The organism is Klebsiella terrigena (assembly GCF_012029655.1).
GTDB lineage: Bacteria > Pseudomonadota > Gammaproteobacteria > Enterobacterales > Enterobacteriaceae > Klebsiella > Klebsiella terrigena.
The window spans coordinates 4,669,601-4,685,846 of the sequence record NZ_CP050508.1 but is presented as its reverse complement, the minus strand read 5'-3'; the positions used below and the strand labels follow the sequence as shown (position 1 = coordinate 4,685,846).

Genomic DNA, 16,246 nt, shown 5'->3' with positions numbered 1-16,246 from the left:
GACAAATGCGGCTATCGCAGCGGCAACGTGTAAGGCGACGAGTAAAAATTGCGGCTAATCATAGCTCAGCGGGAGCCATTTGAGAATGCTGGATTTTTTCGGGTTTCCAGTTCACTACCGCCTGCTTGAGTAAATCATCGATACTCAACGCGCGCCATTCCTGCTCAACGTCCTGATTAAGAAACATTAGCGCCCGTATAATTTCCGGGCGCGGATCGCCTTCCGGCAGCGCCGGGGCGTGATTTTGTTTGGAGAGTTTATTCCCCTCGGCGTTCAGCGCCAGCGGCAGATGCAGGTAATCCGGCGCCTGCCAGCCAAAGTGCTGGTAGAGCGAAATCTGCCGCACCGTAGGCTCAATAAGATCGGCACCGCGGACTATCTCACTCACGCCCTGGAAACGATCGTCCACCACCACCGCAAGATTATAGGCGAACAGGCCGTCGCGGCGGTGGATAATAAAATCTTCGCGCGCCAAAGGCTCGTCGGCAACCAGGGTTCCGCGCAGCTGGTCATAAAACTCAAGCACCGGTCGCGTCTGGCGTATGCGCAGCGCGGCGTCCTGTGCCGGCAGCCGCAGGTCGCGACAGTGGCCGTCATAGATGCCGCCGACGGCGTGAATCCGCGCGCGGGTGCAGGTGCAGTAATAGCACAGCCCCTGCTCATGCAGCCAGGCAAGGTGCTCCCGGTAGGCTTCGTGGCGCTGTGACTGCCACAGCACGTCGCCATCCCAGTGCAGCCCGTAACGCTCGAGCTGGCGCAGAATGGTGTCGGCGGCGCCGGGAACTTCCCGCGGCGGGTCGATATCCTCAATGCGTACGTGCCAGATGCCGTTTTTTGCCCGCGCCTGGAGATAGCTGCCGAGTGCGGCAATCAGGGAGCCGAAATGGAGTTCGCCGGAGGGTGAGGGGGCAAAGCGGCCTGTATAGCGTGAATCATTCATGGTCTATAGAGCATGTAGGCGGGAGAAACTCCCGCCGGAGATACGATAGCGAAGTGGATCAGCCTGCCATCTGTTTTTCGCGAATTTCCGCCAGAGTTTTGCAATCGATGCACAGATCTGCGGTCGGACGCGCTTCCAGACGGCGAATGCCGATCTCAACGCCACAGGATTCACAAAAGCCGAAATCTTCGTCTTCGACTTTCTTCAGTGTTTTCTCGATCTTTTTGATGAGTTTACGTTCGCGATCGCGGTTACGCAGCTCCAGGCTGAACTCTTCTTCCTGAGCGGCACGGTCTACCGGGTCCGGGAAGTTAGCAGCTTCATCCTGCATGTGTGTTACGGTGCGATCCACTTCATCCCTGAGTTGATTACGCCATGCTTCAAGAATACGCTTGAAGTGCGCTAGCTGGGCTTCGTTCATATACTCTTCGCCCGGCTTCTCTTGGTACGGCTCCACCCCAGCGATGGCGAGAATACTCAGGGACGATGTTTTACGGTTTTGCCCTTCTTGCATGTTGCTTCTCCTTAACACGCACTATCGATCCCCATGGTGGGGGAAAAATCAGGCCGCTATAAATAGCAGATGCTTTTCCGGATAGCAATTATCTAAACGTTACACTTGACAACCCTGTGAAGAAAAGCGTATTTGCGCTCGCGACCCGGACACTATTTAGCCGTTTGTTTACCGGGAGTTAACACCACGGTAATCGGCTTATTCAGAGTCATCATCTCGGTAGAAAGTTCCGCTTTATATGCGAGAATTTCAACCCCCTTGGTTTGCGCTTCAATCAATAGCTGTGCGTATCTGGCATCAATGTGGTGAGCGGGAGAGAAACGGTCGATCGCCGAATGCAGCACGGCGAATAAAATCACCGCCCGATCGCCGGCTGCCGCCACGCCCATCAGCTCCCGCAGGTGCTTCTGGCCGCGCTCGGTGACCGCATCGGGGAAATAACCGCTCTCTTTCTCCGCTAACGTAACCGATTTCACTTCAATATAGCAGTTTTGTCGTTCTTCTGCCTGTAACATAATATCGATGCGGCTGTTCTCTCCGCCATATTTCACTTCACTTTTCAGCGTGTTATAGCCAGAAAGCTCGCTAATATTCCCCGCCAGTATCGCCTCTTTTGCCAGCGTATTGGCACGTAAAGTATTCACGCAAATCGTCGCGCCCTGCTGGGTTTCGGTTAATTCCCAGGTATGGGCATACTTGCGCTTCAGGTTATCGGAGGTGGAATACCAGACGGTATCGCCGGGCGTCGCGCAGCCGGTCATCGCCCCGGTGTTCGGGCAGTGCAGGGTCAGCTCGCGTCCGTCGGGGGTCACCACGTCGGCCAGAAATCGTTTGTAACGTTTAATCAGAACGGCGGACCGTAGCGGTGGGGTGAACAGCATCAGCTCTCCTCGTTGAAGGGGTAACGTTCCAGCGCGGTATAGCGGGTACGTCCGCGGGCAAAGCTGGATTCATAAAGTACAAATTCGCGCACCGCAAACGTCCAGCTGAAGCCGGGCGGCGGGATGGGCACCGCGCTGCGGGCATCGCGCAGCAGGGTGATATGCGGATGGAACGGCTGCGGGCTTTGATAGCAGCCGCTGCGGGCCGCCTGCGCGCGCAGCATTCCGGCCAGCTGCAGCACGCCGCGCGGCGGCTGGCGCGTACCGAGCCACACCACCCGCGAACGCAGCCACTGTCCGGCATCGTCGAGGGTCAGCGTAAAGCCAGGCTGGCGAATGCGTCCCGCCAGTGCCGCCAGCGCGCGCTGCTTATCCGCGCTGACCTCGCCAAGAAACGCCAGCGTCAGGTGCAGATTGGCTTTTGCTACCGGCCTGCCGGCGTCATCCGGGAAGCTCAGGGCGCGCCAGTCGACGATCCGCTGCTGCACCTCTTCAGGCAGTTCAAGGGCGAAAAACAGCCTTTTCGGCTCGGACATGATAAATACCCGGTAATCATTTCAGTGCGATGAATTTCAACCTGCAGCGGATCTGCAACGCGAAAGACGACAAGTCAGGCGTGATGCTACAATGCCTGCCCTTGAATGTTAAGCCCTGGAGCCTTTCGTGTCCTCATTGCCGGTTGCCGCCGTCCTCCCCGAACTTCTCTGTGCTCTGCAGCAGGCGCCGCAGGTGCTGCTCAATGCGCCAACCGGTGCCGGTAAATCGACCTGGCTGCCGCTGCAAATCCTCGCGGCGGGCCAGATCGACGGGCGCATTATTCTGCTGGAACCGCGCCGGCTGGCGGCACGCAACGTCGCGCAGCGGCTGGCCGAACTGCTGGGCGAGAAGCCGGGCGATACCGTGGGCTACCGGATGCGTGCGGACACCTGCGTCGGACCAAATACCCGAATCGAAGTGGTCACCGAGGGGATCCTGACGCGCACGCTCCAGCACGATCCCGAGCTGACGGGCGTGGGTCTGGTGATCCTCGATGAGTTCCACGAGCGCAGCCTGCAGGCGGATCTGGCCCTCGCCCTGCTGCTCGACGTGCAGCAGGGCCTGCGCGACGATCTCAAGCTGCTGATTATGTCGGCGACGCTGGATAACGATCGCCTGCAGCGGATGCTGCCGCAGGCGCCGGTGGTTACCTCCGCCGGCCGGGCCTTCCCGGTGGAGAAACGCTATCAGGCGCTCGCCGCACACCAGCGCTTTGATGAGGCGGTGGCGATAGCCGCCGCCGAGCTGCTGCGCCAGGAGAGCGGGTCGATGCTGCTGTTTCTCCCCGGCGTCGGCGAAATTCAGCGGGTGCAGGAGCAGCTGGCCGGGCGGGTGGCTGACGATGTGGCTATCTGTCCTCTGTACGGGGCGCTGCCGCTGAGCGAGCAGCGAAAGGCGATTCTGCCGGCGGCGCAGGGGATGCGCAAGGTGGTGCTGGCGACCAATATTGCCGAAACCAGCCTGACCATTGAGGGGATTCGGCTGGTGGTGGATAGCGCCCAGGAGCGGGTTGCCCGCTTTGACGCCCGCACCGGCTTAACCCGCCTGATAACCCAGCGCATCAGCCAGGCCTCCATGACCCAACGCGCCGGCCGCGCCGGGCGTCTGGAGCCCGGAATTTGCCTGCACCTGATCGCGAAAGAGCAGGCGGAGCGCGCGGCGGCGCAGAGCGACCCCGAGATCCTGCAAAGCGATCTGTCGTCGCTGCTGCTGGAGCTGCTGCAGTGGGGATGCCAGGATCCCGCCGAACTCCGCTGGCTGGATCTGCCGCCGGAGATCAACCTGGCAGCGGCCCGGCGTCTGCTGACGGCGCTCTCCGCGCTGGAGGGCGGCAGGCTCTCGGCGCGCGGGCGGAAGATGGCCGCGCTGGGCAACGATCCGCGCCTTGCGGCGATGCTGATTGCGGCGGACTCTCCCGATGCGGCGGCAACGGCGGCTAAGCTGGCGGCGATCCTCGAAGAGCCGCCGCGCGGCGCGAATAGCGATCTTGGTTCGGCGTTTGCCCGCCAGCAGCCCGCCTGGCAGCAGCGGGCGCAGCAGCTGCTGAAGCGCCTCGGCGGCCGCGCGGGCCATCCCGACGCCCAGCGCGTGCCGGCGCTGCTGGCACCGGCCTTTGCCGACCGGATCGCCCGCCGACGCGGCCAGGAGGGGCGCTACCAGCTGGCCAACGGCATGGGGGCGATGCTTAACGCCGATGACGCGCTTGGACGCCATGAGTGGCTGATTGCGCCTCTGCTGCTGCAGGGGAGCTCGTCGCCGGATGCGCGCATTTTACTTGCGCAGCCGCTGGATATTACCGCGCTGCTGGAGCAGCTGCCGGATCTGGCGCAGCGCTCCGATACCGTGGAGTGGGATGAGGCCCAGGGAACGCTGAAGGCCTGGCGCCGCACCTGTATCGGCCAGCTGGTCATCAAAACTCAGCCGCTGGCAAAGCCGTCGGAAGAGGAGCTGCACCGGGCGATGCTCAACGGCATTCGCGAGAAGGGCCTCAGCGTGCTGAACTGGACGGCGGAGGCGGAGCAGCTCCGTCTGCGCCTGCACTGTGCGGCGCAGTGGCTGCCGGAGGAGGCGTGGCCGGCGGTGGATGAGGCCTCGCTGCTGGCAACGCTGGAGGCGTGGCTGCTGCCGCAAATGAGCGGGGTGCACTCGCTGCGCGCGCTCAGGGCGCTGGATATTCGCCAGGCGCTGCAAAACTGGCTGCCGTGGCCGCTGCGTCAGAAGCTCGATAGCGAGCTGCCAACCCACTACGTCGTGCCGACCGGCAGCCGGATCGCCATTCGCTACCACGAGGAAAACCCGCCGGCGCTGGCGGTGCGTATGCAGGAGATGTTTGGCGAAGCGACGACCCCGACCATTGCCCAGGGCCGGATAGCGCTGGTGCTGGAGCTGCTGTCACCCGCCCAGCGTCCGCTGCAGATCACCCGCGATCTCAGCGCCTTCTGGCAAGGGGCCTATCGGGAAGTGCAAAAAGAGATGAAGGGACGCTACCCCAAACACGTCTGGCCGGACGATCCGGCAAACGCCGCGGCGACCCGGCGCACCAAAAAGTATGCGCCGCCGGGATCGCGCTGAGGCCGGCTACCACGCCTGGGTCCACAAAAACAGGCCGCCGCCGGCCAGCGCCAGCCAGGGACCGAAGGCCAGCGGTCGATCCAGCGGCTGGTGGGTCAGCCGCCGCAGCACCAGGGTGCAGATAAGCCCGCTGGCCGAGGCCAGCAGCAGCGTATGCGGCAGCGCCTGCCAGCCAGACCACGCGCCGAGCGCCGCCAGCAGTTTAAAATCGCCGTACCCCAGCGCCTCCTTGCCGGTCAGCAGCCGAAAGACCCAGTACACCGCCCAGAGCGACACGTAGCCTGCCATCGCGCCGATCACCGCCTCCGTCAGCGGCACAAACGTCGCATTGAGATTAAACAGCAGCCCGGCCCACAGCAGCGGCAGCGTCAGGCGGTCGGGGAGCAGCTGCGTCCTGGCGTCGATGATGGCCAGCACCAGCAGGGTGGAGAGCAGCCCCAGTCCGCCCAGCAGCGCGAAACCCGGAGTCAGCAGATACCCGGCGAGCACAAACAGCAGCCCGCAGAAGAGCTCGGTCAGCGGATAGCGGCGTGAAATCGGCCGCGCGCAGCAGCGGGAGCGCCCCTTCAGCAGCAGGAAGCTGAACAACGGGACGTTATCCCGCCAGGCAACGGGCTGCCGGCACTGCGGGCAGAACGACGGCGGAAAGCTCAGGCTGAGCCGCTCCTGGCCCTCCTCGGCCATTAACATCAGCGGCAGCCGGTAGATAACGACGTTAAAAAAGCTGCCGAAGCACAGACCGAAAATAAACAAAAAACCGCCCCATATCAGGGGGAACTGCAGTGAAAATGTGGCAAGTAGCGTCATGGTTTCTCCGGTAGTGACCATTTTCCCTGCAGCTGCCAGGGCGTGCGTCCATGTTCATCCTGGCGGCCGCTCTGGGCGATAAGCGCCGCGAGCAGCGTCGGCATTGACTGCCGGCTCTGTAGCGTTCCACGAAACGCGTAGCCGCCGTCAGGTGCGAGGGTGCCCCGTCCGCTCAGGCTCAGCTGATGCGAGTCCTGGCTGATGTTCAGCGCCAGCGCCCCCGCGGGCGTGCAGCTGAATTTGCCGCTGACGCTGGCCAGCGTCAGGGACCCGGCGGGGGAGCTCAGCGTCGCATCCTGCCAGCGCGCGCGGCCGTCGGAGATCTGCTGGCAGCCGGCGGGGCTGAAGCGCGCCTCGGCGATCTCCAGCGTAATCAGGCCCTCGGCGTCAACCGACCCGGACTGCGCCAGCCCGCGACCGGCCACGCCGGCGGGGACGATAAGGCGGCCATCGCGCAGCGTCAGCGCGCTCAGCCCCTGCAGCCAGACCTGGCCGCGCAGCCCGCTGGGATCGCTGAACGAAATCTGCCAGCCCGGAAGCGCGCCGGAGAATGCCAGCCGCCAGCGCAGGTGGGCGAGGCCGGCTCCGCGCCAGACAATATCTCTGGCCTCGCCCTGCCAGACGGTGCCGGCAAGCTCGCCGACGCCGATCCCGGCCGGCAGCGCGGCGGTCAGCAGCCTGGCGGGGGCGATGAGCAGCATCCACAGCAGCCAGGCGCCGAGCAGCACTCCGACGGCGGATTTACTTCTCATGCCGACGCTCGAGGATCAGCGTATTTACCGTCACCCAGCCGGGACGCTGGGGGTGTGCGGTGACGGCCAGGGAGGCGGCGTGAATGCCCTGCCGGCCCAGGGCGTCGAGCCATGACATCAGGGCCTGAAAGGTACAGGCCTCGAGGGTGACGTTGACCCGCATCCCCTGCGGCTGCAGTCGGACGATCGCCAGCGCCTGGCGGGTCGCCTCGCGCATGATGACCGCCGAGGGCTCTTCGGCGGTGGGCGCAGGGCCCGGCCGCTGGCGGCTTAGCTGCTGCAGGAGCGGAGCCTGCTGCTGCATCCAGCGCAGGCTGGCCTGCTCTTTGGCGAGGGTTTGCCGCCACTGCTGCTCGCGGTCGAGCCACGGCTGCCAGAAGGCGTAATAGGCGATACCGACAAACAGCGCGAGGGCCATCGCCACCAGCAGGCGCTGCTCCCGCTGCGAGCGCTGCTGCCATAAAATACGCAGGCTATGCATCGTTTTCCTCCAGGGAGAGACGCCCCTCAATGCCGTCCGCTCGCGGCTTCATTTCGCCGGTTCGCACGCGAAAATGGGGCTGCGCCCGCAGCCTGAACTGCTCCAGCGCCCGGGGTGATACCGCCGACACGTCGAGCTGCAGGGCGTTGCGCGCGCCGTCATAGGCCAGCGCCCGCAGGCGGATCCCCGGGGTCTCGGCGACGATCTTTTGCACCAGGCTGATGGTGACGACCGACGGCGGATGCGCCGCCGTCTGCTCAAGCTGGCGCAGATGCTGCTGCATCTGCAGACGGGGGTTAATCACCCGGGTCTCCGTTTTAAACCACTGATGATAAAACGCCCGGCTGGCCTGCTGGGCTGCGGCCGCCTGCTGGCCGAGCGCCAGATGGTCGAGCACGGCGTTGACTCCCCACAGCAGCACCAGCGCGGCGGCAGCGGCCATCGCAGGACGCCAGCGCAGCCCGGCGGGCTGCCAGCGGCGCTTCGGCGCAAACTCTCCCTGGCGTAGGCAGATGCGCTGCGCTGCCGGATTCGCCGCCGCCAGCTGGAGTAAATCCTGCGCCGCCAGCGCGCGCCACGGTGCCGGGATCGCCGGGGGCGGCGAGTAGCTATCGATCGGCGGCTGCGCCTCGCCGGGGGAGAGCAGCTCTGCCAGCCAGCCGGCTCCCGCCGCCATCCCGCCCCAGGCCTGATGGCGAATCAGCCACTGTTCGCCGACCTGCAGCGCGCTCCAGCGGCCCGGAGTGAAGGGGAGAGCCAGCGCATCCGGCGTCAGGGCGAGGATCTCGAGCCCCAGCTCGTCGCAGCGGGCAAGCCACTCGCGCATTTTTTGCCGCTGCAGGGCGGCGACGTGGCAGAGATTTTTCTGCCGGTGGAGCAGCGCAAAATGAACCTCCTCGACGTCGGTTGCCAGCTGCTCCTCGAGCAGGAAGGGTAGAACCTGCTGCGGGCGCTGGCGCAGGCCGGCGGGCAGCGTCACGCTGTGAAAAGCGCAGTCGCTGGCCGGAACCAATACCCAGGCGGGATAGCGCGCCGCCAGCTCGCGCAGCGTCGGGTCATCGTCGCCGGCGGAGCATTCGCCGGCGCTCTCCGGCTGCCCGGGCGAGATCAGGCGCCAGGCGATCGGCCGTTCAGGGGCGCCGAGGCGCAAAATGAGCACCGCGCGGGGCGGCGTTTTATCGTTATTCATCGGCCACTCTGTAAAGTCCATAACGTCGCTGGATAACGCGGAAGCTGCGCCCTTCGCGCTGCAGGAGGCTGCGCTGCTGATAGCGCGCGCTGCCCATGACCACGGTGAACGAGGCGACAAAGCGTTCACTGTGGACCGTCAGCCAGGGGCGCACGGCGGTGGTGTCGGTGTCCTGCAGCGCCTGCTGGGCTAAAAACGCGGCGACGCTGTTCCAGCCGCTTGCCGGACGGGTGCTCAGCAGCTGGCGCGCCTGCTGAATGCTCAGATCTGCGGGAAACAGCGCCGCCAGCAGGGCGGCCTGCGCTGGCTTCAGGGTATTGATATTGATCTGCAGGGCGTCGTTCGGGTGGGCGCAGACGTAGGGCAGCAGACGCTGGTACAGCGCCGCGTCCATCCCGGCGAGCAGGCGCAGCTCGCTGAGATCCTGGATATTCTGGTTGCCGGTCAGGTAGCCCGGCGACTGCGCCATATAGACCTCGTCTTCCGCGCCGTTGAGCAGCGGCTGGCTATCCGTATCGATCCAGTCGCGCAGGGCGGCGGTGAGCTGCAGGGCGCGCAGCGGCTCCGCGCCGAGCTTCTCCAGCAGGCGGGTAAAGGCGCGCGCCGCGGCGGGGATCGCTTCGCTTTCATCGGCGGTGGTGCGGTTGATGGCATTCAGATTGAAGCAGGCCAGATCGTCGGTAATCGTGGCATAAATCTCGCCGTCATCGACGGTGAAACGGCGTCCCTGCTGGGCCCAGTTTTGCGCCAGATGGGTCTGGTTCGGCGAATCAAGCGCGTCGCGCTGCAGCAGCGCGGCGACCATCGTCTCCGCGCCCAGCGCGTACCATTTGGCCTGCAGGTTATCGAGGGTGGTGGCCGTCTGCTGGTACATCCGCGCCGTCCTTTCGGTGATGGCGCTCGCCAGCACCATCATCAGCGCGAGGATCAGCAGCACCATCAGCAGCGCGACGCCGCGCTGTCGGCCGTTCATGGCGGGTCTCCGGGGGCAACTAAAAACAGGCGCGTGACGTCGCCGTAGCCCTTCAGCGTTAAGGTGACTTCAAGCGCCTGCGGCAGATTTTGCGCGGACTCCCAGCGATCCTGCCAGCCGCCGTTGGCGTAAAAGCGCAGGCGGAACGCCTCGACGTCGCGCTGCAGGACCCAGGTCGTCGGCCGGCTGCCGGTGAGCGGGTCCTGCTGGCCATAGCTCAGGCGCTCCAGCCGCTGCTGGCGCAGGCGGTAGCTGACGTTCTGGATCTCTGAGCGCGGCAACATGCCCATCGGGTTTGGCCAGCCGCTGCGGCTAAAGGCTATCGCCCAGTCGTCGCTGCTCAGCTGGAAGCGCCCGGCGGAGAAGGGAGCGTCGTCGTTGCGGCCGCGGCGGGGGACTATCTGGTTGAAGTCGGCGGCCATCTGGCTAAAGGTCTGCTGCAGCGTGCGGATCTGCTGCGCTTTCTCTTTGGTGAGCGTATCCGCGCGAATGACGTTTTGCAGCACGCTGACCGCCGCCACGCTCAGCGCGGCGAGGATCGCCAGCGCCAGCAGCATTTCAACGAGGGTAAAGCCGCGCATGGAGCCGGTGTTCATGGCCGGGTCACCCAGGTGCGCAGCGAGGAGACCGGAGCCTTGTCGCTTTTGTCATGGCGGACCTCGACGTCCAGCGCCCGCAGCTGCGGGAGCTCGGTTTCGACGCCCTGCCAGCGGATGTGCCAGCTGCCGCCTGCCGCCTGGACCGTCGTTTCCGAGGGGCTTAGCGCCGGCCAGCGGTTTTCCAGCTTCAACTGGATCAGCTGATTGTCGGCAAGCCATCCGGCGAGGGTTTTCTCCTCCATGCGCCCGAGATGGTTCGTCTGCTGCAGCGTGGCCTGCATCACGGATAGCCCGGCGAGGGCGAAGACCACCAGCGCGACCATGACTTCGATAAGCGTCATTCCGGACTGCGATTTCATGGACTCTCCTCCCGCTGCGTGGGCTGCACGTCGCCGCGGGCGTCAACCTCCAGCGCCAGATCGCGGCCGATGTGCAGCTGAAAGGGGGTCACTTCCCCGCCGGGGAACAGCAGCACGTCGGGCTGTTCGCCCGGGGTCCAGGCGGCGCCATCGGGGAAGCTCAGCGCCAGCGGTTCCGAGGCGGCGCTGCCCGAGGTGGCGACGCGAGCAATCTGCAGCGGCTGCCAGCGGGAGCCCTCCTCGCCGCCGTCCGCTTCGCCAGCGTTGCCGCTCTCGTCCGGGGTCAGCAGCCGCATAAACTGCCAGCGGTCGGGGTGAATCGAGATAGCGTAGAACTGGCCGGTCTGCAGCCCGCGGTCGCGGACAAAGCTCAGCTGTGCCTGGAAGCGCTCGAGGGTCTGCGCCGGGTCGTTCTCGCGCGATGGCGGAAACGCCAGCATCACCATGCCCGCGCTAACGCCCATCAGCAGCAAAATAAGCATCATCTCCAGTAACGTGAAGCCGCGCTGCTGCACTATTTTTTCCCGATATTCCAGTTGCCGAGATCGTCGTTGGTATCCGGCATGCCGTCCGGCCCGACGCTAAACACATCGACCTGGCCGTGCTGGCCGGGGCTGAGCAGCTGATAGTCGTTGCCCCACGGGTCCTGCGGCAGGCGGCGGATATAGCCGCCTTCCGGATAGTTACGCGCCTGCGGCTCGGCGGCGGGGCGGCTGACCAGCGCCGCGAGCCCCTGCTCGGTGTTGGGGTAGCGGCTGTTATCCAGCTTGTACATATCCAGCGCGCCCTCCAGCGCCACCAGATCGCTGACCACCTTTTGCCGGTCCGCTTTCTCTTTATTGCCCATCAGGTTAGGGACCACCAGGCTGGCAAGAATGCCGAGAATGACAATCACCACCATAATTTCCAGTAAGGTGAATCCACGCTGTCGTTGCATTTTTTTCTCCATTATTACAATCACATACTCATAAGGGTGTTGAGCTGCAGGATCGGCTGCAGAATGGCCAGCACGATAAACAGCACCATGCCGGCCATCGCCACCACCAGCAGCGGCTCAAACAGGCTGAGCGCCATCTGAATTTGCGCGCTCAGCTCGCGGTCCTGGTTATCGGCGGCGCGCTCGAGCATGCCGTTGAGCTCGCCGCTCTGTTCGCCGCTGGCAACCATGTAGCGCATCATCGGCGGGAAGAGGGCGGTGGCTTCGAGGGCGCGGTGCAGGCTGATCCCTTCGCGCACCGACTCGGCGGCGGTTTCCAGCTGGCGGCGCGCCCAGGTGTTGCTTAACACCTCCGCGCTGATGCGCATTGACGGCAGCAGCGGGACGGCGCTGGCGTTCAGAATGCTGAGGGTGCGGGCGTAGCGGGCGCTGTTGATGCTGCGGGCCACCCGGCCAATCAGCGGCAGGCGCAGCAGCTGTCTATGCCAGATGAGCCGCCGCGCGGGCTGGCGCAGGACGTAATGCAGCAGCAGCCCGCTCGCCAGCAGCGCCAGCAGTAGCCAGGGTCCGGCGCTGCGGACGATATCGCTCATGGTCATCAGCAGGCGGGTGGAAAACGGCAGGGCCTGCTTGAGATGAACAAACTGATCGACGACCTTTGGCACCACCGTGGAGAGCAGGATAGCGATCACGCTGATGGCGACCAGCGTCAGCACGATGGGGTAGATCATGGCCTGCAGCAGGCGGGCGCGAAGCTGCTGGCGCTGTTCGGTATAGTCCGCCAGCCGGTTAAGCACGCCGGCAAGGTGCCCGGAGGTTTCGCCCGCGGCGACCATCGCGCAGTAGAGCCGGTCGAAGCAGGCCGGATAGCCGCGCATGGCCTCCGCCAGGGTATGACCCTCCAGCACCTTGCCGCGCACGCCGGCCATCAGGGTTTTCAGGTGCGCTTTTTCACACTGCTGCGCCACCGCGTCCAGCGCTTTTTCCAGCGGGATCGCGGCCGCCACCAGCGTTGCCAGCTGGCGGGTGAGGAGGGCGAGGTCGCCGGCGCCGGTGCGCCGCGTCAGCAGCGAATGCCCGCCGCCGCGCGCGCGGCCTTCAGCGGCGCCGATCTCAACGGGCAGCCAGCCCTTTTCCCGCAGCAGCTGGCGGGCGTGGCGGGCGGAGTCCGCCTGCTGTACGCCGCGCTGCGTCCTGCCGCGCTCGTCCAGCGCCCGGTAGCTAAAAATGGCCATCCTGGTCCCCCTGCGCCGCATGCTGCTCGGTCACCCTGACCACCTCTTCCCAGCTGGTTATGCCGCTCAGCACCTTCTCCAGCCCGGCGCGGCGGAGGGTGATATAGTCTGCTCCTAGCCGCTGGCCCAGCGTTAATTCGTTTTCCCCGCGGTGAATTGCCATCCGCACCCGATCGTCAACCCGCAGCAGCTCGTGGATCCCGGTACGCCCGCGATAGCCGCTGAAGCCGCACTCCGCGCAGCCCTCGGCGTGCCACAGGGCGGTACCGGCCGGGACGCCCATCCGCGTCGCCGTATCCTCATCCGCCTGCCCCGGACGACGGCAGTGCGGGCAGAGCCGGCGCACCAGGCGCTGCGACAGCACCGCCAGCAGCGAGGTTGACAGCAGAAATGGCTCCACCCCCATATCCTGCAGGCGCGAAATCGCCCCCAGTGCGCTGTTGGTATGCAGCGTGGAGAGCACCAGGTGGCCGGTGAGGGAGGCCTGCACGGCAATCTGCGCCGTCTCGCCGTCGCGGATCTCGCCCACCAGCACCACGTCAGGGTCCTGGCGCAAAATGGCGCGCAGCCCGCGGGCAAAGGTCATCTCCACCCTGGGGTTGACCTGGGTCTGGCCGATCCCTTCCAGCTCGTATTCGACGGGGTCTTCGATGGTCATAATATTGCGCTCGCGAGCGTCCAGCCGGCTGAGGGCGGCGTACAGAGTGGTGCTTTTGCCGGACCCGGTGGGGCCGGTGACCAAAATGATGCCGTGCGGGCGGGCCATCAGCTCATCGACCTGCTGCAGGAGCGCGGGCGGCATCCCGAGGGTCAGCAGGTCGAGATTGACGCTGTTTTTGTCCAGCAGGCGCAGCACCACGCGCTCGCCGTGGCCGGAGGGCAGCGTCGAGACGCGCACGTCAACGGCGCGCCCGCCGATGCGCAGCGCCATGCGGCCATCCTGCGGAATGCGCTTTTCCGCGATGTCGAGGTTGGCCATCACCTTGATGCGTGAAATCAGCAGGGCCGCAAGCCGACGCTGCGGGCGGAGGATCTCCCGCAGCACGCCATCGACGCGAAAGCGGATCTGCAGGTGGCGCTCGTAGGTTTCGATATGAATATCCGAGGCCTGCTCTTTGATAGCCTCCGTCAGCATGGCGTTGATCAGGCGGATAATCGGCGCATCGTCCTCGCTATCCAGCAGATCGTCGGTGTCGGGCAGCTCGTCGGCGAGGGTGTATAAATCCAGCTCGTTGCCGATATCGGCCATCATGCGCCGGGCTTCCGCCGAATCGCGCTGGTAGCTCAGCACCAACAGCTTCTCGAACTCGTCGGCGGCCAGCCGCTGGACCTCGATCGGCCGGTCTGCTACCCGGCGCGCCTCAAGCAGCGCCGCCGTTGGCGTCTCGGCGAGGCAGCGGACGGCGCAGGTCTCGCCGTCGCTCAGCAGGATAATGCCGTGGGCGCGGGCGTAGACGAAAGGCAGCAGCGGGCGGCTCTCCGCCAGCGGCGTCACGGCTGGCCTCCCAGGTTGAAGGCGTCGATAGCGGCGCCGATCCGGCGAAACGCGGCGGTATCCTGCTGGGGGTAGATATGCAGCAGGTCATCGTTCAGCGACGCTTCCGTGCCGTCTTTGCCGCGCTGTTTGGTTTGCGCATCGTTAAAGGCGTTGTACTGGCCGGAAGAGGCCTGCCGGTAGCCGTCGCGGTCGCGAATGATGGTCGGACGGATAAACAGCATCAGGTTGCGTTTGGAGACCTTTTTGCTGGTGGAGCGGAACAGGGCGCCTATCACCGGGATATCGCCGAGCAGCGGCACCTTATCGGCGGAGTCGGTGACGCTTTTGTCCAGCAGCCCACCCACGACGACGGTTTCGCCGCTGCCGACCAGCACCGCGTTGTTAACCGTGCGGGTATTGAAGGTGGCACCTAAATCCGAGCTGGTGCTGGAGGCGGAGTCGGCGACGCTGGAGACCTCCTGCTCAATTTCCAGCAGCACCGAGTCCCCTTCGTTAATCTGCGGCTTGACCTTCAGCTTAATGCCGACGGTTTTGCGTTCGACGGTATTGAAGATGTTATCGCCGGAGGTGGTCTGTGAGCCGCTGAGTACCGGCACCTCCTGGCCGACGTTAAAGGTCGCCTCCATGTTGTCGAGGGTGACGATGCTGGGGGTGGCGAGAATATCGTTTTTGCTGCTGCTGGAGAGGGCGGTAAGCAGCATCGCCCAGTTCCCCTGATAGAACCCGGCGGCGATGCCGTTAAAGGAGCTCAGGGCGCTGGCGAGCGAGCTGGTGACCGTGCCGTCTTTGTTGTACTGGTTGGCGCCGGCAATGGCCGTTGAGATCGGCAGCCCGCTGTTGTTGAACTGGGTCATGCCGGCATTTTTATTGGCCCACTGCACGCCAAGATTGAGGCCGTCGGCGTCCTGAACCTCGGCGATAATTGCTTCAACCAGCACCTGCGGGCGGCGAATGTCCAGCTGGGCGATGACCCGCTCGAGGTCGTTCATGACGTCCGGGGCGGCGGTGACGATCAGCGCGTTGGTCTGGCCGTGGGCTTTGATAATAATGTTTTTATCCAGCGCCGCCACCGGCTTCGCGCTCTGTTTCTCGCTTTGCATGCTGCTGCTGATGCCGGTTAGCACCTCCACCAGGTCGGCGGCTTTGGCATACTTGAGATAGATAACCTTGGTGTTTCCCTGCACCGCCTGCTGGCGGTCGAGCTGGCGGATCATGGTGATGATGCGCTGGCGTGAGTTCGGTTCGCCGCTCACCAGCACCGAGTTGGTCCGCTCGTCGGCGACCACGTTCGCCACCATCGAGCCGGGGAGCGCGGATTTGCTGGTGTCCTTGTTCAGCTCATTCACCAGCTTAACCACGTCGGCGGCGGAGGCCCAGGAGAGCGGGACCGTCACCACGCTGCGATCGCCGGCGTTATCAACCCGCTCGACGATGGTCAGCAGGCGCTTAATCACCGCCGCGCGCCCGGTCATCAGCAGCACGTTGGACGGCTCGTAGTGCACCACGCTGCCGGCCCCGGCGTTGTCGTTGAGCTGGCGCAGCAGCGGCGCGAGATCGCGGGCGGCGACGTTGGTGAGCGGCACCACGCGGGTCACCACCTCATCGCCCACGCCAGGGGAGGCGTCGCTGGCGACCGGTACCGCCGCGGTTTTGGCATCTTTTGAACGCACCACCTTCAGCACGCCGTTATTCATATTGATAACCGCAAAACCGTAGACGTCCAGTACGCTGAGGAAGAACTGATAATATTGTTCTTCATTGAGCATATCGTAGCTGCGAACGGTAATTGTGCCGCGTACGCTGGGGTCGATAATGACCGTCTTATTGAGGTTTTTGCTGACAGTATTAATAAACTCCTGAATATCCGTGCCCTTGAAGCTGGCGGAGAATTCTTCCGCAGCGGCGGGTTTGAATAACAGCGCGCTGAATATCATCAGCAGCGTAAAAAGCAGGCGGAAAATTAGGGTGCTGCG

17 protein-coding genes are annotated in these 16,246 nt (G+C 64.6%); 1 reads left to right on the top strand and 16 read right to left on the bottom strand.

Annotation, left to right across the window (positions count from 1 at the left end):
• Positions 1–58: 58 nt before the first annotated feature.
• The 4 genes from gluQRS to thpR form a co-directional block, all read right to left on the bottom strand.
• Positions 59–940 (bottom strand): tRNA glutamyl-Q(34) synthetase GluQRS, encoded by an 882-nt coding sequence (gluQRS, locus tag HCK03_RS21985; RefSeq protein WP_115193549.1) that lies wholly within the window; start codon positions 938–940, stop codon positions 59–61.
• A 58-nt stretch (positions 941–998) separates the two neighbouring features.
• The gene (gene dksA, locus HCK03_RS21980) at positions 999–1,454 is read right to left on the bottom strand and encodes an RNA polymerase-binding protein DksA (RefSeq protein WP_007373199.1); all 456 of its coding nucleotides are present in this window, start codon (positions 1,452–1,454) and stop codon (positions 999–1,001) included.
• A gap of 152 nt (positions 1,455–1,606) precedes the next feature.
• Entirely contained in the window at positions 1,607–2,335 is a 729-nt protein-coding gene (sfsA, locus tag HCK03_RS21975; RefSeq protein ID WP_041144094.1) for a DNA/RNA nuclease SfsA, read from the bottom strand.
• Entirely contained in the window at positions 2,335–2,871 is a 537-nt protein-coding gene (gene thpR, locus HCK03_RS21970) for an RNA 2',3'-cyclic phosphodiesterase (RefSeq protein WP_041144095.1), read from the bottom strand. The genes sfsA and thpR overlap by 1 nt, the downstream gene beginning before the upstream one ends.
• A gap of 127 nt (positions 2,872–2,998) precedes the next feature.
• Between thpR and hrpB the strand changes: the two genes are divergently transcribed.
• Positions 2,999–5,443, top strand: coding sequence for an ATP-dependent helicase HrpB (gene hrpB / locus HCK03_RS21965; RefSeq protein WP_167692188.1), 2,445 nt, complete (start codon positions 2,999–3,001; stop codon positions 5,441–5,443).
• 6 nt (positions 5,444–5,449) lie between these two features.
• On the opposite strand, the gene HCK03_RS21960 is transcribed toward hrpB, so the two are convergent.
• From HCK03_RS21960 to pulD, 12 genes are read right to left on the bottom strand one after another with little or no spacing between them, the layout of a single operon-like run.
• Positions 5,450–6,250: a prepilin peptidase gene (locus HCK03_RS21960; RefSeq protein WP_167692187.1), complete on the bottom strand. Its 801-nt coding sequence runs from the start codon at positions 6,248–6,250 to the stop codon at positions 5,450–5,452.
• A complete protein-coding gene (locus tag HCK03_RS21955) occupies positions 6,247–7,002 on the bottom strand; it encodes a type II secretion system protein N (protein ID WP_167692186.1) in 756 nt (251 codons plus the stop codon). Before HCK03_RS21955 ends, HCK03_RS21960 begins: the two co-directional genes overlap by 4 nt.
• Positions 6,992–7,483: a type II secretion system protein GspM gene (gene gspM / locus HCK03_RS21950; protein WP_148250871.1), complete on the bottom strand. Its 492-nt coding sequence runs from the start codon at positions 7,481–7,483 to the stop codon at positions 6,992–6,994. Before gspM ends, HCK03_RS21955 begins: the two co-directional genes overlap by 11 nt.
• Positions 7,476–8,672, bottom strand: a complete 1,197-nt coding sequence (gene gspL / locus HCK03_RS21945) for a type II secretion system protein GspL (protein WP_167692185.1) — start codon at positions 8,670–8,672, stop codon at positions 7,476–7,478. Before gspL ends, gspM begins: the two co-directional genes overlap by 8 nt.
• Positions 8,665–9,645 (bottom strand): type II secretion system minor pseudopilin GspK, encoded by a 981-nt coding sequence (gspK, locus tag HCK03_RS21940; protein WP_167692184.1) that lies wholly within the window; start codon positions 9,643–9,645, stop codon positions 8,665–8,667. Before gspK ends, gspL begins: the two co-directional genes overlap by 8 nt.
• On the bottom strand, positions 9,642–10,226 hold the full coding sequence (gene gspJ / locus HCK03_RS21935; protein ID WP_135185484.1) for a type II secretion system minor pseudopilin GspJ: 585 nt from the start codon (positions 10,224–10,226) through the stop codon (positions 9,642–9,644). Before gspJ ends, gspK begins: the two co-directional genes overlap by 4 nt.
• Before the next feature lie 11 nt (positions 10,227–10,237).
• Positions 10,238–10,603, bottom strand: a complete 366-nt coding sequence (gspI, locus tag HCK03_RS21930; RefSeq protein ID WP_041144103.1) for a type II secretion system minor pseudopilin GspI — start codon at positions 10,601–10,603, stop codon at positions 10,238–10,240.
• A complete protein-coding gene (gene gspH, locus HCK03_RS21925) occupies positions 10,600–11,118 on the bottom strand; it encodes a type II secretion system minor pseudopilin GspH (protein ID WP_123552761.1) in 519 nt (172 codons plus the stop codon). The genes gspI and gspH overlap by 4 nt, the downstream gene beginning before the upstream one ends.
• Positions 11,118–11,540 carry a type II secretion system major pseudopilin GspG gene (gene gspG / locus HCK03_RS21920; RefSeq protein WP_041144105.1) on the bottom strand — a complete coding sequence of 141 codons (423 nt, stop codon included), beginning with the start codon at positions 11,538–11,540 and terminating at the stop codon, positions 11,118–11,120. Before gspG ends, gspH begins: the two co-directional genes overlap by 1 nt.
• A 20-nt stretch (positions 11,541–11,560) precedes the next feature.
• On the bottom strand, positions 11,561–12,775 hold the full coding sequence (gspF, locus tag HCK03_RS21915; RefSeq protein ID WP_167692183.1) for a type II secretion system inner membrane protein GspF: 1,215 nt from the start codon (positions 12,773–12,775) through the stop codon (positions 11,561–11,563).
• Positions 12,762–14,270: a type II secretion system ATPase GspE gene (gspE, locus tag HCK03_RS21910; protein WP_167692182.1), complete on the bottom strand. Its 1,509-nt coding sequence runs from the start codon at positions 14,268–14,270 to the stop codon at positions 12,762–12,764. The genes gspF and gspE overlap by 14 nt, the downstream gene beginning before the upstream one ends.
• On the bottom strand, positions 14,267–16,207 hold the full coding sequence (gene pulD / locus HCK03_RS21905; RefSeq protein ID WP_041147521.1) for a GspD family T2SS secretin variant PulD: 1,941 nt from the start codon (positions 16,205–16,207) through the stop codon (positions 14,267–14,269). Before pulD ends, gspE begins: the two co-directional genes overlap by 4 nt.
• Positions 16,208–16,246: the final 39 nt, after the last annotated feature.